Genomic DNA, 22,178 nt, shown 5'->3' on the forward strand with positions numbered 1-22,178 from the left:
ACCGGGACGCGTCGGGAGTGGACAATCAGCAAAGCTGTCGCGTCGGCCGTCTTTTGCTCATCGCCGTCGTTTTCCTCGGCGGCTGCCTGCCTCGCTGCGCACCGCTGGACGACGCCGAGGCGAGCGCCGCGCTGCGGGACGTTCTTCAGCAATATCAGAAGCGCGGCGAGCTCGCGAAAGATCTGATCGTGCTGGTGCACCCGCCCGGGCATTCAAGCGATACGCCCAACGCGGAAGTAGCGGCTGCGCAAGCGAGTCTCGACCGTATGGTGGCTACTCGGCAAGCGCGCCCCGACCAGATCGAGTTCGAGCGGTTCAAGGTTGCGCAACGGCAACTGGGCGATGCGATATCACGTCTTCTGATCGAATCGGGCAATGACCGGCGTCTTCGTCAGGATTCACGCTTCCGATCGCTGCGCAGGCAGCTTGCCGCGGCGGACAGGCGAATCGCCACGGCGCAAAAGGCATACGACGAGGCCGCCGACCGCTATAACGCGAGCCTCGCTGTGTTCCCGCACGACGTCGAAGCGCACCTTCTGGCGTTGCATGCGCTGCCTAAGTTCGATGTGCTCGACAGAACCGCGAAGCGGCCGCCGCGCACCGATTTCGGTACGCTGCGCGGCTCGATGCAAGTTTGAGAAAGGATCAGTTCATTGTGGGCGGAGGCGAGCATCGGTCGTTGAACTCGACTAGCCATTAGTCCGGCGTAAGCCCCGAGTTTCGCCGGCTCGCAACGCGATTGCTTGATTCAGGTCACGCGCCCGGAATCATTTGCGCCGATGATCCAGTTACCTGTCGCGACAGCAGTATCAAGAAGTCGAGTGGGGTTGCCGCGACCCAAATGAGGAGCGGTTCATGTATCAGAAAATCGTCGTGGCTCTGGATGGCAGCGATTCGTCCAGATGGGCGCTTTATGAAGCGCTCGAGTTCGCTCAGCTCACACAGGCGCGGCTTCATGCGGTTTATATCGTTCATCCGTGGTGCCTGTCCCGATACGCGGGTTATTTCGACGCGGAGCAGCTTCGTAAAGTGCTCCGTGAAGACGGCCGCATTGCTCTGGATGAAGCGCGCCGGGCCATGGCCGGGCGTGGCGTACGCGGCGACACCGAAATCGAAGAGACGGAGAATGCCGCGGATGACGTCCCTCACTGTCTGGGCCGTTGCGTTCAACGTGAGGGAGCCGGACTGGTGGTGATGGGCACGCAGGGCCGGGACGGCGTGGGGCGGCTATTACTGGGCAGCGTCGCGGAAACGTTCTTGCGGCGTGCGGACGTTCCGGTGCTTCTGGTCAGGTGCCCGCAGGATCAGGACGGGATTCCGTCGGGGCTGTAAGCCACCGTCATCTTGACGTACGTCAAGTCATCAAGCGTCGCCGCGAAGAGAATGAACTATCGATGTCCACGGCGCCGTCTGAAGCGCCCCTGGAGACTGGATCATGAACACGACGAGCACTGCCGCTATCGCCCCCCGCGCAATCAAACGGATACTCATCGCAGTCGACTCTTCACCGGAGTCGGCACGCGCCGCGGCCTACGTGCGTCACCTGACGCTGCCGGGGGCCAGGATCCGTGTGATGAGCGTCGCCGAAAATCCCCGTGCCATCTTGCCACTTGGATCGATGACCGATGCCGAACTGCAGCTTGCGCGTGCCGAGTTGGCTAACGATGCAGCCGAGGCCGTCGCGCGGGCCAGGAAGATATTCACGGATGCTGGAACCGACGTGGAGTCGGGCGTCGTGGAAATCTCGAAGCAGGGCGGCTACACCGCCAATGCATTGATCGATGCCGCGGCTGACTGGAAGGCGGATCTGCTCGTCGTGGGTGCGCGTCAGCATCATGGCTTGCTGCGCTGGGTCGAAGGCACCGTATCGGAATTCGTCACCGCTCAGACGCGGTGTTCGATTCTCATCGTGCCGGCGAGCTACGAAGCGCCGATCGAGGCATCGCCGGGGCGAATACTGTTCGCGCTCGACGGCAGTAAGGCCTCGCTCAACGCATTGCATTTCGGACTGCAGATAGCGACGCCCGAGTCCCGCCTTCGTGCGCTTTATGTGGTCGACCAGGCCGTCCGGCTGACCGATATCGTGCCGATCCACGTTCTCGAGGACGCGTTCATCGAGGAAGGCAAGGTGATTCTCGAGGCGGCTGCGAGAGTCTTCGAAGACTTGCCCAATGCCGCCGAGACCGCGCTCGTCAAGACGGAGCCTGTGAGCGACGACGTGGCGCATGCGATCGTCCGCGACGCCGGACAATGGCGCGCCGACCTGATAGTCGTCGGCACTCACGGACGACGCGGCATCGCGCGCTGGTTCCTCGGCAGCGTCGCCAGCCGCACCGCGCGCCTCGCTCGCACGCCGTTGCTGCTGGCGCGGCCAGCACCCGAGGCTTGAAACGGGCGACAGACATTCAGGTCGATACGCCGAACGAATCCAGTTGCGGGCTGGCCGCGACCGGATAGTCTCAGCCGCTCACGAACCGGGAAGGCCTTTCCGACATGCAAATCGTCAATTCGCGCCTGCTTCGAATCGGTCTCGCATTCGCGCTCGTTGCCGTGAACGCCGTGGCATCCGCGCAATCGTTGCCTGAGGCTGTGAGCCGCGATGGCGTGCTCTACATGACCGGCGGAATCGGCGCCGATGAGGCTAAAGCATTTCTCGCGCTCGCGCCTCGTTACAGTCTGCGCATGATGTTTTCCGCTGCCTCCGGCAACTACCTCTCCGATGTCGACGTGACGATCGCCAATGCGGCGGGGCACGCCATTCTCGACACCCGCACGGAAGGGCCGTTCCTGTTCGTGATGCTGCCGGCCGGGCACTATCGTATCGCCGCGCATGCCGGACGCGCGGAAATGACGAGGACGGTGGACGTTCCGCGCCGTGGCGGCGTGGACCTGCACATCGTCTTGCAGGCGCGCACCAGCGATGCGCAACCGGACTGCGCGACGTGTCGCGCGGCGAAGCGCGCTCAGGGCCAACCCTGATCATGCGGACGCCGGGTCCCGCGTGCGCGGAGCCTGCCGCCTCGGCGCAGGGGCTGACCCACGCTGAGGTGAAGGCGTTGCAGGCGTTGCACGGCCGCAATGTGACCGCGCGCGACAATCCGCACCTCTGGTGGAGCACTGTTCGCGACGCACTCACGGAGCCCATGTTCCTGCTGCTGCTCAGTGCGAGCGGCCTGTATGGTCTCGTCGGCGAGATGGCGGAGGCATTGACGCTGCTCGCTTTCGTCGTTGCCGTGCTGTCGTTCACGATCGTCCAGAGTCATCGCACGGCGAGCGTGCTCGAAGCGCTGCGCGATCTGTCCGCGCCGCAAGCGCAGGTATTGCGCGACGGCAAACGTGAATACGTCCCGGCGACGGAGTTGGTGCCGGGCGACGTCGTCTTTATCGAGGAGGGCGCAAAGGTGCCCGCCGACGGCGCGGTGACGGAAGCCCACGAACTGAGTGTCGACGAATCATTGCTCACTGGCGAGTCGGTCGCCGTCGTGAAGTTCGCCGGCGCGTCAGGCGAAACGCCGCTGGACGTGTCGCAGCGTTGCCTGTATGCGGGTTCGATGGTGGTGCGCGGTCAGGGCCGCATGCGTGTCACCGCGACGGGCGGACAGACCGACCTTGGCCGGCTCGGCACCAGCCTTGCCGCGGTGAGCGAGCCGCCTTCACCGTTGCAAGTGGAGATCCGGCGCTTTGTCAGGCGTTTCGCGACGCTCGCGGTGACCATCTGCGTGCTGCTCGTCTTTGCCTATCGTTGGCGTACAGGTGCATGGATACCCGGCCTGCTGGCCGGCATCACGCTCGCGATGGGCATTCTGCCCGAAGAACTGCCGATGATCTTCACTGTCTTCATGGCGCTCGGCGCGCGCCGGATCGCCAAAGAGGGCGTGCTGACCCGGCGCCTGAGCGCGATCCAGACACTCGGGCAAACCTCGGTGCTGTGCGTCGACAAGACGGGCACGCTGACCCAGAACCGTATGTCGGTGCGCGCGCTCTACGCGAACGGCGAAGAGCAATGGCTGAAGGACGGCGCGCTCGATATCGGCGCGGCGTTTCATGAGCTGCTGGAATACCTTGTGCTCGCGAGCGAAATCGAACCGCTTGACCCCATGGAGCGTGCATTTCATGAGACCGGCCGTTCCAGCCTCGCCGGCACGGAGCGCCTGCACGAACGATGGTCGCTCGTGCAGGAATACGCATTGACGCCTGAACTGCCAGCCATGTCGCATGTATGGGAGACGCCCGAACTCGATCATCGGGCAGTGGCATGCAAGGGCGCGCCCGAGGCAATCTGCTCGTTATGCCACCTCGAGCCGGACGAGGCGCACGCGCTGATGGAGCGCGCCACGCGCATGGCGGAAAGCGGACTGCGTGTGCTCGGCGTGGCGCGGGCTCGGCATCATGGCGACGCATGGCCGGAACAACAGCACGACTTCCCGTTTTCGCTGGTGGGGCTGGTCGGACTGCTCGACCCCGTGCGGCCCGAGGTGGCGGGCGCGGTGACGGCGCTGAAAGCCGCGGGTGTGCGGGTCGTGATGATTACCGGCGACTATCCGTCGACGGCGCGGGCCGTCGCGACCGATGTCGGGATAGACAGTGCCCGCGTCGTGACGGGCGCCGAGCTCGCTGCCATGGACGCCGCCGCGCTGCAACGGGCGATCGACGGCGCGAGCGTGTTCGCCCGCGTCAGGCCGGAGCAGAAGCTGAAGCTCGTCGACGCGTTCAGGCACGCGGGCGAGGTCGTCGCGATGACCGGCGACGGCGTCAACGATGCGCCCGCGTTGAAGGCCGCCCATATCGGCATCGCAATGGGCATGCGGGGTGCCGAGGTCGCTCGCGAGGTCGCGTCCCTCGTGCTGCTGCGCGACGAGCTGACGCCGATCGTGTCGGCGCTGCGGCTCGGCCGGCGCATCTACGACAATCTGAAGCTGGCCGTGGCGTACACCATTGCCGTCCACATTCCGATGATCGCCGCCGCGACCGTTCCTGTTCTGGCCGGCTGGCCGCTCATGCTCGCGCCGGTGCATATCGTGTTCCTCGAAATGATCATCACGCCCGTGTGCTCGATCGTCTTCGAGAACGAACAGGAGAGCCGCTCGATCATGCGCCGGCCGCCGCGGCGAATCGGCGAACGGCTCATGTCGAATCGCACGCTGGCCCTGAGCATCGCGCTGGGATGCGCGGCCGCGCTGATCGTCGTCGGCATGTATGCGTCGCTGGTGAGACACGGGTTCGATCCGGTCGCCGCACGCACCGCTGCCTTCGTGTTGCTAGTGGCGGGCAATATCGGCCTGATGTTTGCCGTGCCCGCGTTGCCGCATGGGCGGGCGGGACGCCGCCCGCACGCGACGAATCCATACGGCTGGGCCGTGGTGCTGGCGGCCACGCTCAGTGTGGGCGCGTTGATGGCGTGGCCGGCACTGGCGCGGCTGTTCGGCCTGCGCCCGCTCCTTGCTGTGTGGGCCTGACAGCGTCCATGTTGGCGGGCGCGAAGCCGTCGCCGCGCTTGACCTCGATCAATCGACCTGCGCGGCGGACCACTAGGCTGAGTGTGTGACGCCGTCTGGCCGGACGCGACTTGCCCTGCCGATGATCGTCGCAGGGGATCAGTCAGCCGTAGCGGTACGAATCGCGCCGCACGGTAATTTTCGGAGGAAACGACGATGAAGCCGGATAGTCAACTGAAGCAGGAAGTCGAAGACGAACTGATGAGCAGTCCGGCCGTCGACGCAAACGGGATAGGCGTTGCCGTAGTCGACGGCATCGTGACGCTCAGCGGACACGTTCCAGACTATGCGACGAAAGTGGCGGCTGAAAAGTGCGCGCTCAGAATCGGCGGCGTCGTCGCGGTGGTCATCGGCATCGACGTGAAACTGCGCGAGTCGGAGCAGCGCACCGACGAGGACGTCGCCTTGAGCGCGCGCGCCGTGCTCGACTGGATCGCGGGCCTCGAAGATCAGGCGATCAAGATCAAGGTCGAGAAGGGCTGGGTGACGTTGAGCGGCGAAGTCGAGGACGGCTATCGCAGCCGCATTGCGGAGAAGAATATCGTTCATATGCGTGGCGTGACGGGCATCACGAACGACATCAGGATCCGAGGCTCGGCATCCCCGCTCGATATCGAACACAACATCCGCAAAGCGATTCAGCGCCATACCGAGCGGGAGTTGAAGCACGTGGGCGTCGAAGTCGATGACGGCAAGGTGACTTTGTCGGGCCGTCTCAGTTCGGCCATCGAGCGCTCCGTCGTGACGGGGGCGGCACGTTCGACGCGCGGCGTGAAGGCTGTCGTCGATCGACTTGTAATCGGCTGACGCGACAGGCGCCGAGGCGGGCAGTTCGAGGGGCGAGCCAGGTCCAGCCGGTTTCAGCATCACTCGAGCGCGAGTCCCCGCCCGGACGGCGACTCACCGTGTTCTTCATGCCACCGGACGATGGTGGACCAGACGTCCGCCGCGGTTTCGCGGAAACAGAACAACGCGGCGTCCTGCGGCGCGATCATGCCTTCGCTGATCAGAAAATCGAAATCGATGGCGCGGCGCCAGAACGACTCGCCGACCAGCACGACGGGCAAGCGCCGGATCTTGTTCGTTTGCAGCAAGGTCAAGACCTCGAACAATTCGTCGCAGGTTCCGAAGCCGCCAGGGAAGAACACGGCGGCTTGCGCGCGTTCCAGCAGATGGAGCTTGCGAACGGCGAAATAGTGGAGCCTGAAACAGAGCGCCGGCGTGAGATACGGATTGGGTTTCTGTTCATGGGGCAACGAGATATTCAGGCCGATGCTCGGCGCATGGCGATCGTGCGCGCCGCGATTCGCCGCTTCCATGATGCCGGGGCCGCCCCCCGTTACAACCGCCAGCGTCGAGAGGGCTCCCGTGCACCGTGCGCTGCCGACAATACGGCCTAATTCGCGGGCGACGCCGTAGTAGCGGCTGTGCTTGAGCAATTTCCTCGCGACTCGCAAGGCGCTTTGGCGCTGCGCATCGTCGGGCCGAGTCTCCAGCGCTTGACGGGCATCCTCAACCCGCCGACGCGCAGCGGCCGGCGCAATGATTCGTGTGCTGCCATAGACCACGATCGTGTGCTGGATCGCGTGTCGCTGCAGCGTTTCTTCGGTCTTCCAGTAATCGAGTTGCAGCCGGATGCCACACATTTCGGGGCGTCGCAGAAAGGCGACGTCTTCGTCCGCCTGCAGATACGTGGGGCTGTCTGTCAGACGGCGCACGCGCTTCGATTGGGCCGAAGTCGTGGCGCCGCCGTGCTCTGGCAAGCTTCGCGCGGGGGCGTGCCGACGCGGGGCGCGCGTGCCATCCGCATGATCCTCGATTGCCACACCGGCCTGCGTGGACGCGTGCTTTTGCATCGTGGTCATCCCCATTCCCGCTCTGTTCGCTGGTGCGCTCTGGCATGGCCAGGTTCGCCGCTCGTCTGTCAAACCTGTCTCGTCCCGAGCTCTATTGGAAACCGGGCCGGCCGATTTGCCCGGCGTCTTGCGCAACCCGGTGGAGCAGCTCCGGGGCGTAGCCCATGGCGGCAAGCCGCGCCAGCATGTCCGAATAGGTGGCCTCGTCCATCGTCGGGGCGCGCGCCAGCAGCCATACCATGTTGCCATCGGCCATGCAGCGGATCGTGTAACGATACCCGGGGTCCACATACGCGGTCACCACCACCACTTCGAATGGCCAGATCAATCCGACCCGCCATGTCGTGTTACCCGTGCCGGACACCACCTTGGCCACAAAATGGCTCCCCGTAACGGGCTGGTCGAAACCGTGGCGACGGCCGAGATACCTGTCTTCGATCTTGCCGTCCGCGCGCAACGTCCATTCGTCGTAACTGCCAACGTAATCGCGCTCGCCGAGATACGGTGTCTCCGCGATCACGAACCATCTGCCCATGTACCGTTGCAAGTCGATCGGCGGACCCGCGACACACGCCGGGCGGCGCGCCTGCTCTTGCGGCGCAGCCGTCGGATCGTGCGCGCAGCCCGTCAGGCAGACGAGCAGCGCGGCGAGGCACGCTATGGACTTGCTCATAAGGGTGATCTGGTTAGGGTCACTGCGTGAAGGCACGCATCACGCCACGAGAAATGTCCGGCCGTATTCCCGAACGGTGCGATTGATGCGAGTCAATCGAATGCCGGCCTCCCGCGTGCTCATACCGGGCGCAGCAGTCTTGTCCGCAATGCCGTGTAGAAATGAACCGTCTTTGTCAACGGACTGGAGAGTCCGCTTTGGCGAACGATCTCCTTGCGAAGTCGCGGATGGATACAGGCCAGTCCGACGATGAGGAATGCGCCCGGCAACATTAAAAGACCAACGAGTACGGTACTTCTCAGCATATCGCCTCCGATCCCTGATTCATTTCGCCATGGACCGAGCATAGGGCTGCTTCGACAGAACGGATTGACGTGCATCAAGCTACCCGAGCGCGGGCCGGATCGAACGCGACAGCCCACGTCCATGTCAGTGCCGGTGTTCCTGGTTGCGCCATGCGTGCGCGGCAATCGTTTCCCGCGGGCTCGCGCATCGGGTCGTCGGAATTCGAAGCACCCTACGAGGCATGAGTCGTCCCGTTCTGGAACCGCGATACAGTTGACTACCGGTGAGCGGGCGCGTTGACCCATGTCAACGTGCAGGATGAGTAAAACAATAGAGTGAATCGGAATCCAGGCGACGCGCGGTGGTCACCAATAAGCCATTGGCACAGGCTGACGTTGTCGCCGAACACACACGACGCATCGAGCACGAATCACAGCACTTCGGCAGTCATGGCCCGGTGACGGTCTATTCACGGCGGGTGACAGGGCATGAAACATTTTGACGTGTTCAATGGCGACGCCGATGGAATCTGCGCGTTGCATCAACTGCGTCTGACGAAGCCACTGAGGTCCGTGCTGGTCACCGGTGTCAAGCGCGACGTTCAACTGCTCGCGCGCGTTCCCGTGCGCTCCGGCGTCACTGTGACCGTGCTCGACATCTCGCTGGACGCCAATCGGGCGGCGCTGCTTGCGTTGCTGAGCCGAGGAGTCGAAGTGGAATACTTCGATCATCATTTTTCCGGCGTCATTCCTGACGATCACAACCTGACGCCACACATCGATACGTCGCCTGAAGTTTGCACGAGCCTGCTTGCGGACCGTCATCTCGGAGGGAAACAGCGGCTCTGGGCAATCGTCGGGGCCTACGGAGACAACCTCTCGCGGGTGGCCCGCACGCTTGCTGAGAACTACGGACTGCATCCGGAGCAAATCGAACAGTTGCGCGAACTGGGGGAATCGCTCAATTACAACGCCTACGGGGAGAACGAGGCGGACCTCCTGATCTCTCCCGCGAGGCTTTATGCCATTTTGCGCCGATACGCCGACCCGTTCAGACTCATGGCAAGCGAGCCGATTGCGCAGTTGCTCTGCGATGCACGACGCCGGGATCTGGCAATGGCACTAGGTCTGCCGCCCGACAAAGTGTTCGCAGGAGGCGTCATCTACGTGTTACCGAACGAACCATGGGCGCGAAGGGTGCGTGGGGCTTTCGGCAATTTCCTCGCGACACGCGCTCCCGATCGTGCCCACGCGGTGCTGAGCCCGAGCGCTCACGCAGATTACACAGTGAGCGTGCGCGCCCCGCTCGCGAATCCCTATGGCGCCATTGACCTGTGCAGGCAGTTTGCCGATGGCGGAGGGAGGGAGGCTGCGGCTGGTATCGATCGACTTCCGCATGATCGTCTGGGCGAATTTGCTCTTGCATTTGAGCGGGCGTTCGTGGGCGGCTCGCGGGCTTAGGCTCGCACCACCTGCATCGTGCGACCCGCTTCGCGCCAAGGGCTGCAGAAGTTATCCCGTGGCGTTGTCGGTCATGGTCAATCTGGAGAGAGCCCACGCCAACGCGGGAAGATTCCCGACAAAGCTGATCGGGCCGTCGTAGTCGATCGCATTGCGCTGCATGCCGCGCGGCTTGTCGTGGGGATCTAGCACCATGGTAATGCCGCCGGCCTCACGGATTGCGGCAAGACCCCGGCTGCCATCGTCGAGAGCGCCGGACAGAACGACCCCGACCGCAGCCGCGCGAGCATCATGTGCGACTGACCTGAAGAGGAGGTCAATCGTCCGATTCCGGAAGCGGTCGCCCTTGCCGTCAAGCAGCAGGGCATGCCTGCCGGGGCCGACCGTAATCGGCTGATCCGGTTTGCCTATGTAGCAGACCCCACGGCACAAACGGTCGCCATTTTCCGCGACGACGACCGGCACTCTGCTTGTTCTCTGCAGCACCTCGCGCAAAAAACTTTGCCGGTCGCTGGGTCTGTGAAGTACCGCGACTATGACTGCGTTCATGGCGGGCGGCCAGATCGAGAGCAGATCTTTCAGATCGGTGAAGCCCTCACTGCCGCTCGCGCCAATCGCAACTGTACGGGCTGTCAGAAAAGAGTCCATTCATGCCTCCGGCTTGCGCTTCGGGCGTGCGCATATTGCGCTGGTTCATCGGGCGGCTTCCGACTCAGTGGCCCCGCAGCGATAGGTATGGATCGCGCAGCGGTACAGCATGCCTTCTCGGGTAACGCCGCTCACGTACGAACCGGGACGCTTCTGTTGTGACTTTGACGAGCATCCGAAGCAAGTCGGTCAAAAGCGTTCTGCTGTCGCCGCGGCTCGCACCCTATGAAACACTATGTCGCTCGACCAGCCAGGTCTGTTTGATCTGCATCATGCGAACGGATTTCGTCTTCACGCATCAGGTGGACGCGCCGATCAGCGTCTCGCGGCGCACTCGTTCGCGCAGTTACCCGTCAACGGGTTGGGGCTTTGCCAGTCTGCGGCAGCGACACCGAAAATGAGGTCTGTGTGTCGTCGGAGCGGGCTTTAATCGCGCCGCCCTCGCGACCGGTGGCGGCGTAGGCGTGAGGCCCGGGACGGCGAGCCGGATGCCGTCACCGTGCTGGAAAGACGGGGCGAGCCGGAGCCGGGGCAGCAAATCCGGAATGCTCAATCCTCACGCCATGCGCGGCATCGAGACATCACGGCGTAGCTTCCACCAGGATCCGCGCTAGCGGGACGTGCGCGGCAATGGTGACGCCATCGCCCGGGGTGCTCTGGACAGACAGGACGCCGCCCAGTTGGAGAATCCGTTCGCGCATGCCGAGCAGACCGAACGCATCGCCTCGCAGCGTGGAGCCCTCCGCTAACCCGACGCCGTCGTCATGAATTCGCAGATGACAGTGCCGCTCATCCGCTGACAGTGTGACCGATACCTCGTTTGCCCGGGCATGGCGCGCTACGTTGGTCAATGCCTCCTGGGCGACGCGATACAAGGAGATGGCCGCCAGATCGTTCAGACGCAACGGCAGGGCCTGGATGTCGCACCGTACAGGGACACTGTAACGTTGCTCGAACGCTTCCGTCATCCATTCGAGCGCGGCTTCGAGCCCCAGGTCGTCGAGGACCGGCGGGCGCAGATCGGCCGCCACGCGCCGCAGAGATTTCGCCATGGTGTCCATCTGGTCGGCAATCTCACGAACTGAACGCAGGAGCCCGGTCGCCTCTTCGCTAACGTGCTGTAGCAGTTCGGTTTCGTGCCGCGCGAGCGCCATTTTCAGCGCCGTGATCTGCTGGCCAAGATCATCATGCAACTCGCGTGCGATGCGCTTCTGCTCATTCTCGCGCGCTTGATGCACGAGTGCCGAAGCCGCAGCGGCACTTTCGAGCTCTCCCAAGCGCTGCCGCTCGCTCAAGTCTCGCGTGATTTTCGCAAATCCTAACAAGATGCCGTTTTCATCATGCACGGCCGTGATGATGACGTTCGCCCAGAACCGGCTCCCGTCTTTACGCACGCGCCACCCCTCGTCCTCCACGCGCCCGCGCAACGCGGCAGCGGCCAGCAGCCGCGCGGGCTTGTCAGTGGCTAGATCGTCGGGCGTGTAGAAAACGGAAAAGTGCCGGCCGATAATTTCTTCTGGAGGGTATCCCTTGGCTCGCTCGGCTCCGGGATTCCAGCTTGTCACGTTCCCGGCCGCGTCAAGCATGTAGATCGCGTAATCTTCCACCGTCTCGACCAGCAGCCGGTAGCGATAGCTGAGTTGGATGTCGCTCAGGTTACATGAGCGGTATAACGCAGAGTTGCTCTTCGGCATGGCGGTCTCCCAGGAATCGGGCTCGACCTGGGCTCGCGATTACCTCATGAATTCAATGCTAGATCAGCAACCCTGTCGATCCAGCACTGTTACATAATTACCGATTCTGAAAGAAATTCGCCTGCTGCGTCGGACAAAATCTTCCGCAGCCGTGAAGTTGGCATACGCCATCGTCATCGCGCGAGGAGACTGGCAGCGGTGCAGCATGGATGGCACCGAACGTTCAGTGCATTGCGGGATAGGCTGACAGCGTGTGGCGAAGCCGGGCTCGATGTCCGGCTCCGCTCACTTGCCGGGCGAACGCCTGGGGCGTGACTTCAATGCCTCAATTTCGTCGAGCAGATCGAGCGCCAGCGCAATGCCCGGTGCGTTGATCTCGAGGTCGCGAGCCAGCCGGAAAGCGGTGCGCACACGAAACAGCGATGCGCCGCTGAAGCGCCATTCCTGCGGCCCGGCGCCCTTCGGCTCGAAGGCGCCTTCAGCAACCCAAAGGGTTATCTCTTCTGTGGATGCACCACTTGCCCGACTCAGTTCGACGAGCGTGAACTCGACGTCTTCATCGACAATCTCTGCTGTCAGATAGGTCGTCCCGGATTCTTTCATGATGAACTACCGATAAAATCGCGCACGCGGATCGAAGTTGAATGCCTGGCGCATCGTGTTGTAGGCGGCTTTGGCAGGTTCGCTGTCTGCTGGCGGCAATACGATGTTCAAGATCACGTACATGTCTCCGGGCGGATTCCCGGGAATTCCCTTACCTTTGAGTCGCATGCGCCTGCCGCCCGCCGAGCCGGCCGGCACTGACATCTCGACCCATCCATCGGGCGTCGGTACCGTTACGCTCGAGCCGAGGGCCGCTTCCCAGGGCGCCACTGGCAAGTCGAGCAGGACGTCAGCCCCGTCCACGCGAAAGTGCGGATGTTCGCGGAACGCAATTTCCAGGTAAAGGTCTCCGGCAGGGGCGCCACCGGCCCCAGTTCCGCCTTGGCCCGCAAGACGCAGGTGCTGCCCGGCGCGCACGCCCTTCGGAATGGAAACGTCCAGGCTACGTGATTGCAGCGATATGCGGCCTTGCGCGTCGACGACAGGCAATTGCAGCGAAATCGAGCGCTGCGCTCCCCGATAGGCATCCTCGATATCGATGAATACCCTGGCATGGTGATCCTGTCCCATCGCATGCGAGGGCCCGCGTCGCGCATGGGCTGCTCGTGCGCCGCCAAACATCGCTTCGAAGAACTCGTTGAGGTCGGCATGCGTGCCGGCCTGATCGCCGGCACCGCTGAATTCGAACCCTTCGTCCCAGTTCGGCGGAGGCTGGAATTCTTCGCCGCTATGCCAATGCGTGCCCATGCGATCGTAGGCTGCACGTTTTTCCGGGTCCTTGAGCACCTCATAGGCCTCGCCCAACTCCTTGAAGCGATCTTCCGCGTCGGTGTGCTTGCTGACATCCGGATGGTATTGGCGCGCAAGCTTGCGATACGCGCGCTTGACTTCGTCCTGAGCCGCCGACCGCTCCACGCCGAGAATCGCGTAATAGTCCTTGTATTTCATCTGGAAGCCGCGCTAATAACGAGTGGGAAAGTCAGCACGCTCGGGCAACACAGCGCTTATGCCGTGAGTCGACTCTACATGAATATGGTGCGGCCGTGACCGCAAGCGTGCGCCGAACGTCTGTTGGCGAATCGTCGCGTATCTTTGCACCGGGCAGGTTGGCGGCTGACGGCGAATGAGCGCCACATTTTCCGCGGACTCCATCCAAGGGGCCGCGAGCCTGTGCTTTCTTCGGGCCAGCGGCGATCCAATGGGATTCGCCCCGTCCCTTCTTACGACCCTGCGCCGAGAGCGGTTTGGCCCAGACAGAGGCCATCGCGATGTCCGGGCGACTTCGGGCTCAAGAAGCTCTTTGAGCAGACGAGGCGATGTCGGGAGCGATCAATCCGCAAGAGACGTCAGCGCCGTACCGAGTGCGCCGACGGTCTGCGCGAGGATAGGCAGTTCATCTTCGTTCAGCTTCAACGCATCGCTTAGCAAGCGGTGATTGATCCAGCCGCGCACGACGCAGCCGAGTCCTTCAGACGCGCAATAAAGTGCTACGTTCTGCGCCATCGCGCCCGCGGCGGCGGCAGAAAAGATATCGCGCTGCTGGGGAGGCATTTCGAGCAGGCGCGACATGTTGACCACATACACGAGATCCAGAGGCGCATCGCCGACGAAGTCCTGATAGCCGGTTAGATTGCGCGCATCGCTTGCGTGTTTGAGTACGAGCCGATGCGTAGGCGCATCGTAGCGATAGACGCCGTTCGGCAGGACGGCGTAGATATCTATTTCATTGAATGCATGCGCGGAGGGAGCCGTGCGGCCCCCTGTGGCGGAGCGATTGATGCCATCGGCAGCCCACATTAGCGCACCGAGCGTCGCAGGCGCAAGCGGCGCCTCGGAGAACTCGCGCGTACTGGCGCGCAGGGCGAGCGCCTTCATCAGCGGCACGCCGGAAGACATGTCGGGCTTGGGCAGCTCGATGAAAGCGGGGCTTGCTCCGCGGGCACGAGACGGTCCACGACCGGGCGTCGGCTCATAGGTCAGCAGTTGCGTGTCGGTCATGGTCAACTTCTCCTCGGACGGTGTGATGCTTTCGCGGGCGCGTCAGGGCAACGTTTCCACGATAGTGGCGACCCGATGCATCGCGTTTGACCTCGGTCAACCCCATCGTGATGCTTCATCGAAAACCAGGAGCCAATCGGCATGACAACGTCGATCGTAGCGTCGAAGCGCGCAATGCCCAGTATGCTTCCCGTAAGGCAGCCGGCAACATCGCGCGCAGTCCGCGGTTGGCGCGCCAAGACCCGGGCGGGTGCCGCCGCGCGCCTGGTGGGCGGGCAGGGGGAAGGCCCGGCGGCGGTTCCGGCAGCCCGATCTTCAGAGGCGGCGGATTGGGCGGCGGCGGCGCGGATGGGGTGGTGAGCGGCATCGAGCAGGTCACGAAGTTGCTCAGCAAACATTTCCCGGCGCAAGCTGGACAGCGTGAGCAATTGCCGGGTAAGGCGGCTATTCTTTGAGCGAAGCACCAGCTTCGGCGGCCGTACAAGGTCTCCGCGAGCCGATTGCCGCTAGTCATGCGATACAGATTGGTTCATTGGTGCCGCTGGCCGTCGACAGCAAGTTTGAGTCAGGGTCCCGGCGTACCGAAAGGGAGAGAACTATGAAGGATGCGTACGAGCGCCGCGCATTGCTGCTGCATCTGGGCGGCGTGCTGCACGCGGTCAATCGTCTCATGATTTGCAGCGCTGACAAACAGACTCTGCACGAAGCAATGGCCGCGAATGCCTCGCTGGAGGGTTTGACACTGCTGATGCACGTCTCGCCATCAATGACCACACGGGATTTCGTTGAGCGTGCCGCCGCGGCCTTTCAGTCGTGGCCCGAGGAACTGCTCGCGTTGGAACTCAATCGCGAGCAACTGGCGCGCACGGTCCGACAGGCGCTTTTTGCCGGCAACGTGCAAGGCTGGCAGGCCTATGTCGCGAGCCTCCGCGAGGCGGTTGCGTGGTTCGGCAAAGGAGTGGATCCCGTTGAAGCGAGCCCGGCTGGCGAGGCCGGCGCGAGTGGCGATCCGGAACAACCCGACCGTGCCGCCCCCGACATAGATGGAACGCGGCCGGACGCTGGCGATATCGAACGCGACGGAGCCGCGCAGAAACAGACTTCGCGTGCGAGCGTCGAAGACGACCGTCGCTTTTATCCGTCATGGCCATGGAAACCGGAAGTCTGAGTCGCTTGAACAACTGACCACGTGAGCCTGAATTGAGTTAGCGCAAAAAATCTCAAGCGGCAGCGGTGTAACGGTCAAGGCGTGGGGCTCCCCCCACAAAGTAGCGTGTTAGGCCCGGTCCCGGGCCTTTTTTTGCACGCCTTCTCCGCACGAGGGCAGGCCAGGTTCCGGCTCAATGGGGCATGGACACGCAGGCGTTGACTTGCATCAAGCAGCTGGCCGCTGGATGAAATAGCCTGAAGTCAGATTTCCGTCGCCGCAAGGGTGAGCGATCGAAAACACTGTCTGACGCGTGCCTGGAGGTGCAAAGTGATCAAGCTATTTCCCCGGAAAACGGGCCTCCTGATCGCACTGCTGTTCGTTCCGTTTTCAGCCGCCGTGGCCAGGGAGTTGGCGACAATCGAAACCCACAGCCAGCGATACGGTTCGCGCATCGCCATCTCGGCTTACGCGGATCCTCTCGTGAAGGGCGTGACCTGCTACGTCTCGAAGTCGCACTCCGATAGCGCGTTGGGAAACTCCCGCATCTCCGGTGCATCCGACGCAACCGCATCCTGCGCGCAGACAGGCACAATTAGCGTCCCTGAAACCATTCCCCGCCAAGCGCAAGTGTTCACGGCTGCCGTCGACCCGACGTTTGACTCACTCCACGTCATCCGTGTAATGGACACCGAACGAAACGCAATCGTTTACTTCTGCTACACGGAGGATGACGTCGCAGGGAATTTGCCAGGCCAGATACACATCATCCCGCTACCCGCCGATCCCAAAGTGCCCGCCGGACTCCAGTAAAAAACCGCGTGCGCACTGCTGAAGGCTCCGGCTAGTCCAGACCCGTTGGTGTTGAGGTGCCGGTAACAGCGCATCCTCTTCCAGCAACTCGGGGTGCCTCGTTCGGGGTGCCTCGTGATAACGAGTGAGTCGAGACGCGGCGCGTGGCGAAAACATCTATCATCCCATCGCGAGCAAGGGAACGACGGCGGTCCTCGCCGTGCTGTATGACCAGTTTTGTACTTTATTCATCCGGGGAGCGCTCATGTCGATCGATATGGCGAATTTCACACCAGGCCTCTCGCTGGCTGGCGGCCTGATGATCGGTGCGGCGGCGGCCGTGCTCGTCTTGTTTAACGGACGTATCGCTGGTATCAGCGGCATATTGGGCGGCTTACTGGCTTCGTCGCGCAACGATGCGGGGTGGCGCGTCGCTTTTCTGACGGGGCTGCTTGGGGCGCCTGTGCTGGCAAGCCTGCTCAGCAAACCTATCTCGATCGTTGTTCAGGCTGGATGGACTGAAGTACTCCTGGCAGGGTTTCTGGTGGGTATCGGCACGCGTTACGCGAGCGGTTGTACGAGCGGTCATGGTGTTTGCGGCATCTCACGCGGCTCCGTCCGTTCGTTTGTAGCCACGGCAACATTCATGGCGAGCGGCGTTCTGACGGCCTATGTCTACAGGCATCTGCTGGGAGGGTGAGATGGGTTGGCTTACGGCATTCTTTTCCGGGCTTCTTTTCGGCGTCGGCCTGATCACCTCCGGTATGGCCAATCCGGCAAAAGTGCTTGGCTTCCTCGACATTGCAGGAAAGTGGGACCCGTCTCTCGCTTTCGTGATGCTCGGGGCGATCGCCATCGGCACTGTCGCGTTTCTGTTTGCAAAGCGTCGAAAAAAGTCGTTGTTGGGCTTACCCATGCAGATTCCGGCCGACTCACCCGTGACGTTGAGATTGGTTCTTGGTAGTGCGGTATTCGGCGTAGGTTGGGGGCTTGCGGGATTTTGCCCGGGTCCGGCGCTGGTCGCGCTGGGCGCCGGGTTCCCGAAGGCGTGGGCGTTCGTGGTCGCCATGCTGGCCGGCATGGCCGTTTTCGAGTGGCTAGGGCGCGCAAAGTTAAACCGACAGCGAGCATGAGTTGGCGCGCACACACGGAGCGTAGGTGTTCATTTCTTTCAGCGAGGAAACTAACCCATTTTTCTTCGCTGCTCTCCGGGCAATGCGGGCTTTGCTATCGAGTCCTGTCGGACACTACCTCGGTGGAAATCCGTAGATAGCATCGTTCAATGTCCGCCCGCTCACAAAGCGCCGTGCCCGGCTGAAGCAGGCTTGCCGATGCCGCGGCCATCCCGTATCGAAACGCCTCGTCGAGATTTGCATCGCGGCTCATCGCCCAGATGAACGCAGCGATGAAGCTGTCGCCTGCGCCAATGGAGCTCGACACTTTGACTGCCAGTCCCATTGCCCTCAGACACCGGTCAGCGCTGACCAACAGTGCACCTTGCTCACCCAACGTCAACGCAACGATCTGGCTGCGCCCGTCCCGTACGATTCCGCGCGCAACCGCAATACACTCTGCTTCGTCGACAAGAGGTCTTCCCGTCAGGTCCCGCAACTCATTCAGGCTGGGCTTGACTGCCCAGACGCCCGCCTGGAGCGCTGCGGCAAGCGCTGGGCCCGACGTGTCCAATACGACCCGGGTTCCTCGCGCACCGGCAACACGGGCAAACTTCGCATAAGTATCAACTGGCGCGCCAGGCGGCAAGCTCCCACTCATGACCAGATAGCGCGAGGGCACTGCCAGCTTATCGATTAAGTCGGTGCAGCGTTGCCACTCGTCATCCGTGAGCGTGGGGCCGGGAAGCACGAAGCGGTATTCGAGTCCAGTGCACTGCTCGAAGATGCAAAAATTCTCGCGCGTTTCCTCCGCGATCTCGATGCACTCGCCGACAAATTCTTCAGCATCCAGCAGTTGCCGCAAAATCCGGCCCGTCACACCGCCCGCGAGATAGACGGCGGTACAGTCCGCACCAAGGCGCTGTATCACGCGCGCGACGTTGATCCCGCCGCCGCCGGGATCGCGCCTCGGCGCAGCGCATCTGAGCTTTCGCGTGTGAATGACCCGGTCGATTATCGTTGCGATGTCGACGGCGGGGTTCATTGTGACCGTTACGATGTCTGCCATGACCAGGGAGCTTCCAGTTCAGTTCTTCACTGCACGCGGCTAGATCGTCGGAACTGATTGCGCGGTCTTTTCTGCGGCCGCAACCCGCCGCTTGACCGCGATGAAGCTATCGGGGCTCACCGACATCGAGTCGATACCGCATTCGACCAGAAACCCGGCGAACTCAGGGTGGTCGCTGGGCGCCTGGCCGCACAAACCGATATGCACGCCCGCCGTGTGCGCTTCTGCGATGACACGCTCGATCATCCACCTGAGCGCGTCGTCCTCTTCGTCGAACAGCCCGGCGAGTTCAACGGAGTCGCGATCCACACCGAGCGTCAGCTGCGTCAGGTCGTTGCTGCCTATTGAGAAGCCGTCGAAGCGGTGCGCGAAAGCCTTCGCCAGAATCACGTTAGACGGGATCTCGCACATCACATACACCTCGAGACCGGCCTCTCCGCGTTTCAGGCCGTTTTCCTCCATGACCTGAAGTACGCGGTCGGCTTCTTTCGTCGAGCGGCAAAATGGGATCATGACAACCACGTTGTCAAATCCCATGTCGTTGCGCAGGCGGCGAATAGCCTGACATTCGAGGGCAAACCCTTCCTGATAGCGTGCCGAGTAGTAGCGCGAAGCGCCGCGGAACCCGAGCATCGGATTTTCTTCTTTCGGCTCGAACTCGGACCCACCGATGAGATTGGCGTACTCGTTCGTTTTAAAGTCGCTCATGCGCACGATGACGGGATGGGGATATTGGACCGCGGCAATCCGCCCCAGACCGCGCGCGAGGCGGTCCACGAAATATTCTGTTCGGGGCTCGTAGCCGGCCGTCATTTCCGCAATGGTCCGTTTTGCGTCCTCGTCCTTCAGCGTGTCGTAGCGGACAAGGGCCATCGGGTGAATCTTGATGTGGTTGCTCACCACGAATTCCATACGCGCCAGTCCGACGCCGTCGGCCGGGAGTCGCCACCAGCGAAACGCCGCAGCCGGATTGGCGAGGTTTAACATGACCTTGATGCGTGTCGTCGGGATGCTGTCGAAATTGATCTCTTCGACCTCGTATTCGGCCGTCCCTTCATAGACGAATCCCTCGCGGCCTTCGGCGCAGGAAACGGTCACGTTCTGCTCATCGTGCAGCACATGCGTCGCATTGCCCGCGCCGACGATAGCGGGAAGACCGAGTTCACGGCTAACGATCGCCGCGTGCGACGTGCGGCCGCCATAATCAGTGACGATTGCGCTGGCACGCCTCATGAGCGGCACCCAGTCGGGGTCTGTCGTTCGTGTCACCAGAATGGCGCCGTCGACGAAGCGATCCATCTCGTGCGGGCTTTCAATCACGCAGACCGCACCGGCCGCGACGGCTTCGCCGATGCTCACACCCGATGCCAGCTGGCGGCCCGTCTTGGTGACCCGATAGGTCTTCACGGCACCGGGCTCCTTGCGAGACTCGACCGTTTCGGGACGCGCCTGGACGATGAAGATTTCGTCGGTATGGCCGTCTTTAGCCCATTCGATGTCCATCGGCTGTCCGTAGTGCTCTTCGATGACGCACGCCCATCTTGCAAGGGTGAGGATTTCGGCATCGCTCAGCACGAAACAGGCGCGCTCGGCTTTCGACGTCGGCACATTCCTCGTGGGCTGCTCGCTGCCGCTCGTGTAAATCATCTTGAATCCCTTGCCGCCTCGCTTCTTGCCGACGATAGGCGAGCACTTCGGGTCGCGGAGCAGGGGTTTGAATACCTCATATTCGTCCGGATCAACCGTGCCTTGCACGACGTTCTCGCCGAGGCCCCAAGCCGCGTTGATCAGGACAATCTTTTCAAATCCGGTTTCAGTGTCGATGGAAAACATCACGCCGGCCCCGCCGAGATCCGAGCGCACCATGCGTTGCACACCGACCGAGAGAGCCACCTTCAGATGGTCGAAACCCTTCGCCTGCCGGTAACTGATCGCGCGATCGGTGAAGAGCGATGCGTAGCAGCGTCTGCAGGCATCGAGCAACGCACGTTCACCTCTGACATTGAGAAAGGTTTCCTGCTGTCCGGCAAAGCTCGCGTCAGGCAGATCCTCTGCCGTCGCGCTCGATCTCACAGCCACATCCACGTCGGTCAACCCCGCACGACTGTTTAGCTCCGCGTAGGCGCGTCGAATGGTCCGCGCCGTCTCTTCAGGCCATTCGCCCCGCAGGATGGCGCGCCGGATCGTATCTCCAGCTTCGGCCAAAGTGACCTTGCCGTCGGCAAGGTCCGCAAGCGTGCGTGAGAGCGTGTGCGTCAGGCCATTCGTTTCGATGAACTGCCGGTATGCGTCGGCTGTGATGGCGAAACCTGGCGGAACCTTGATACCGCAGGTGGCGAGATTGGCCACCATTTCGCCCAACGAAGCATTCTTGCCGCCAACGCGAGGAACATCCGCGCGCCGCAGTTCCTCGAACCAGGCAACGTTGCGTTCGTCCATGTGCTGCTCCTTTTCCGTGGCGACTACCTGCCCAATATCTCGCGACCGGCGAAATACTGGACGCAACCGTCACCGTACGCGGGGTCTGTCGACCATGGCCCCGGTGTCAGATCGTAATAAAGCCCTGGAACGTCCAGGGGAGTTTCAATTGGGAAGGATGCTGCGGCTCATCGAGCGGGCTCATGCACGAGCCGGAGAAACCGGGGCTACCGTCGGACGAAAACGCTGGCACGAATGAATACGCGTCATTGATCGTGACCAGAAAATCAGGATTGAATCCGGACGGCGCGTAAATTGAAACTTTTCTAAAAAACTGTCGTGACTGGTCATCGAGAAGTGCGTCCGACGCGGAGGCGATCAAAGGTTCTTCAGAGTCATAGTGCGCAGGCAACTCGTAGCGAAACTTTCCGTGCGTGATGACTTCCGGCGGCGTGAACGTAAGTTGTACGCCTGGATAGCTCAGCACGTAGGCTGGCGGCGCAGCAGGCCCTTCTGGTCCGACACGAAGGGGCGGGAAGGCCCATAGGCCCAGTGTCAACGGGCCGGTCCGCTGGGCAAAATATTCTGCCAACCAGTTCATGTTGTCTCCTCCTGCCGGAATGGGGTCACCGTCAGCGCAATGCCAGGCCCAATAGCGTCCGGCGTTCCCAACGCGATGGAAGGCGCGGAGCAAGCTGACCACCTGCATGGCTTGCCGCGACTGCTTCCAGAATAGGCGCGCGGTCCTACCGTCACTTGATGTGCATCAATCCTGGGATAACTGCTGCCGCTAACCGGCGCGACATCGCGCAGGCGTGTCATGTGGACTGGTCGCGTTTGACCTGAGTCAATCGGGTGCCGCGATCGCGGGACTAAGGTTCTCGCATCCGTTGTCAGATCCCTCCGCATCGTCGCGCTCATCGCGTGT

22 protein-coding genes are annotated in these 22,178 nt (G+C 62.4%); 12 read left to right on the forward strand and 10 right to left on the reverse strand.

Features of this window, described 5'->3' with window-relative positions:
* Nucleotides 1–17 precede the first annotated feature (17 nt).
* From PQQ53_RS20060 to PQQ53_RS20085, 6 genes are all read left to right on the forward strand, one after another.
* On the forward strand, nucleotides 18–638 hold the full coding sequence (locus tag PQQ53_RS20060; protein WP_408325614.1) for a LemA family protein: 621 nt from the start codon (nucleotides 18–20) through the stop codon (nucleotides 636–638).
* Nucleotides 639–855: 217 nt separating this feature from the next.
* Nucleotides 856–1,332 carry a universal stress protein gene (locus PQQ53_RS20065; RefSeq protein ID WP_408325617.1) on the forward strand — a complete coding sequence of 159 codons (477 nt, stop codon included), beginning with the start codon at nucleotides 856–858 and terminating at the stop codon, nucleotides 1,330–1,332.
* Between the two features lie 103 nt (nucleotides 1,333–1,435).
* Nucleotides 1,436–2,389 carry a universal stress protein gene (locus PQQ53_RS20070; RefSeq protein ID WP_408325619.1) on the forward strand — a complete coding sequence of 318 codons (954 nt, stop codon included), beginning with the start codon at nucleotides 1,436–1,438 and terminating at the stop codon, nucleotides 2,387–2,389.
* Between the two features lie 104 nt (nucleotides 2,390–2,493).
* Nucleotides 2,494–2,979: a carboxypeptidase-like regulatory domain-containing protein gene (locus PQQ53_RS20075; protein ID WP_408325621.1), complete on the forward strand. Its 486-nt coding sequence runs from the start codon at nucleotides 2,494–2,496 to the stop codon at nucleotides 2,977–2,979.
* A gap of 2 nt (nucleotides 2,980–2,981) precedes the next feature.
* Nucleotides 2,982–5,456, forward strand: coding sequence for a cation-translocating P-type ATPase (locus tag PQQ53_RS20080; protein ID WP_408325624.1), 2,475 nt, complete (start codon nucleotides 2,982–2,984; stop codon nucleotides 5,454–5,456).
* A gap of 195 nt (nucleotides 5,457–5,651) precedes the next feature.
* Nucleotides 5,652–6,302: a BON domain-containing protein gene (locus PQQ53_RS20085; protein ID WP_408325626.1), complete on the forward strand. Its 651-nt coding sequence runs from the start codon at nucleotides 5,652–5,654 to the stop codon at nucleotides 6,300–6,302.
* Nucleotides 6,303–6,361: 59 nt separating this feature from the next.
* Here PQQ53_RS20085 and PQQ53_RS20090 read toward each other — a convergent pair whose 3' ends face one another.
* Both PQQ53_RS20090 and PQQ53_RS20095 read right to left on the reverse strand, forming a co-directional pair.
* Nucleotides 6,362–7,360: an LOG family protein gene (locus tag PQQ53_RS20090; RefSeq protein ID WP_408325679.1), complete on the reverse strand. Its 999-nt coding sequence runs from the start codon at nucleotides 7,358–7,360 to the stop codon at nucleotides 6,362–6,364.
* 82 nt (nucleotides 7,361–7,442) lie between these two features.
* Nucleotides 7,443–8,024 carry a lipocalin family protein gene (locus tag PQQ53_RS20095; RefSeq protein ID WP_408147702.1) on the reverse strand — a complete coding sequence of 194 codons (582 nt, stop codon included), beginning with the start codon at nucleotides 8,022–8,024 and terminating at the stop codon, nucleotides 7,443–7,445.
* A gap of 773 nt (nucleotides 8,025–8,797) precedes the next feature.
* Here PQQ53_RS20095 and PQQ53_RS20100 point away from each other — a divergent pair.
* Nucleotides 8,798–9,769 (forward strand): acetyltransferase, encoded by a 972-nt coding sequence (locus tag PQQ53_RS20100; RefSeq protein ID WP_408325629.1) that lies wholly within the window; start codon nucleotides 8,798–8,800, stop codon nucleotides 9,767–9,769.
* A 51-nt stretch (nucleotides 9,770–9,820) separates the two neighbouring features.
* On the opposite strand, the gene PQQ53_RS20105 is transcribed toward PQQ53_RS20100, so the two are convergent.
* From PQQ53_RS20105 to PQQ53_RS20125, 5 genes are all read right to left on the reverse strand, one after another.
* The gene (locus PQQ53_RS20105) at nucleotides 9,821–10,417 is read right to left on the reverse strand and encodes a chemotaxis protein CheB (RefSeq protein ID WP_408325632.1); all 597 of its coding nucleotides are present in this window, start codon (nucleotides 10,415–10,417) and stop codon (nucleotides 9,821–9,823) included.
* Between the two features lie 581 nt (nucleotides 10,418–10,998).
* A complete protein-coding gene (locus PQQ53_RS20110; protein WP_408325635.1) occupies nucleotides 10,999–12,111 on the reverse strand; it encodes a PAS domain-containing sensor histidine kinase in 1,113 nt (370 codons plus the stop codon).
* Between the two features lie 285 nt (nucleotides 12,112–12,396).
* Nucleotides 12,397–12,714, reverse strand: coding sequence for a chaperone modulator CbpM (locus PQQ53_RS20115; protein WP_408325638.1), 318 nt, complete (start codon nucleotides 12,712–12,714; stop codon nucleotides 12,397–12,399).
* Nucleotides 12,715–12,720: 6 nt separating this feature from the next.
* Nucleotides 12,721–13,662, reverse strand: a complete 942-nt coding sequence (locus PQQ53_RS20120; protein WP_408147713.1) for a DnaJ C-terminal domain-containing protein — start codon at nucleotides 13,660–13,662, stop codon at nucleotides 12,721–12,723.
* 381 nt (nucleotides 13,663–14,043) lie between these two features.
* Nucleotides 14,044–14,712, reverse strand: coding sequence for a nitroreductase family protein (locus tag PQQ53_RS20125; RefSeq protein ID WP_408147715.1), 669 nt, complete (start codon nucleotides 14,710–14,712; stop codon nucleotides 14,044–14,046).
* Nucleotides 14,713–14,798: 86 nt separating this feature from the next.
* On the opposite strand from PQQ53_RS20125, the gene PQQ53_RS20130 reads away from it, so the two are divergent.
* From PQQ53_RS20130 to PQQ53_RS20150, 5 genes are all read left to right on the forward strand, one after another.
* A complete protein-coding gene (locus tag PQQ53_RS20130; protein ID WP_408325641.1) occupies nucleotides 14,799–15,167 on the forward strand; it encodes a hypothetical protein in 369 nt (122 codons plus the stop codon).
* A 170-nt stretch (nucleotides 15,168–15,337) separates the two neighbouring features.
* Entirely contained in the window at nucleotides 15,338–15,880 is a 543-nt protein-coding gene (locus PQQ53_RS20135) for a hypothetical protein (protein ID WP_408325643.1), read from the forward strand.
* Between the two features lie 309 nt (nucleotides 15,881–16,189).
* Nucleotides 16,190–16,672, forward strand: a complete 483-nt coding sequence (locus tag PQQ53_RS20140) for a CreA family protein (RefSeq protein ID WP_408325646.1) — start codon at nucleotides 16,190–16,192, stop codon at nucleotides 16,670–16,672.
* A gap of 244 nt (nucleotides 16,673–16,916) precedes the next feature.
* The gene (locus PQQ53_RS20145; RefSeq protein ID WP_408325648.1) at nucleotides 16,917–17,351 is read left to right on the forward strand and encodes a YeeE/YedE family protein; all 435 of its coding nucleotides are present in this window, start codon (nucleotides 16,917–16,919) and stop codon (nucleotides 17,349–17,351) included.
* A 1-nt stretch (nucleotide 17,352) separates the two neighbouring features.
* Entirely contained in the window at nucleotides 17,353–17,784 is a 432-nt protein-coding gene (locus PQQ53_RS20150; protein ID WP_408325650.1) for a DUF6691 family protein, read from the forward strand.
* 94 nt (nucleotides 17,785–17,878) lie between these two features.
* Here the strand turns inward: PQQ53_RS20150 and PQQ53_RS20155 are convergent, their stop codons facing one another.
* The 3 genes from PQQ53_RS20155 to PQQ53_RS20165 all read right to left on the reverse strand — a co-directional run bounded on the left by PQQ53_RS20155 (nucleotide 17,879) and on the right by PQQ53_RS20165 (nucleotide 21,851).
* Nucleotides 17,879–18,832, reverse strand: coding sequence for a 1-phosphofructokinase family hexose kinase (locus PQQ53_RS20155; RefSeq protein ID WP_408325653.1), 954 nt, complete (start codon nucleotides 18,830–18,832; stop codon nucleotides 17,879–17,881).
* Between the two features lie 39 nt (nucleotides 18,833–18,871).
* Nucleotides 18,872–21,271: a phosphoenolpyruvate synthase gene (gene ppsA, locus PQQ53_RS20160; RefSeq protein WP_408325656.1), complete on the reverse strand. Its 2,400-nt coding sequence runs from the start codon at nucleotides 21,269–21,271 to the stop codon at nucleotides 18,872–18,874.
* Between the two features lie 106 nt (nucleotides 21,272–21,377).
* Nucleotides 21,378–21,851, reverse strand: a complete 474-nt coding sequence (locus PQQ53_RS20165; protein ID WP_408147727.1) for a hypothetical protein — start codon at nucleotides 21,849–21,851, stop codon at nucleotides 21,378–21,380.
* Nucleotides 21,852–22,178 lie beyond the last annotated feature (327 nt).

This window comes from Paraburkholderia strydomiana, from assembly GCF_046030495.1.
In the GTDB taxonomy this organism is placed as follows: Bacteria; Pseudomonadota; Gammaproteobacteria; order Burkholderiales; family Burkholderiaceae; genus Paraburkholderia; species Paraburkholderia strydomiana_A.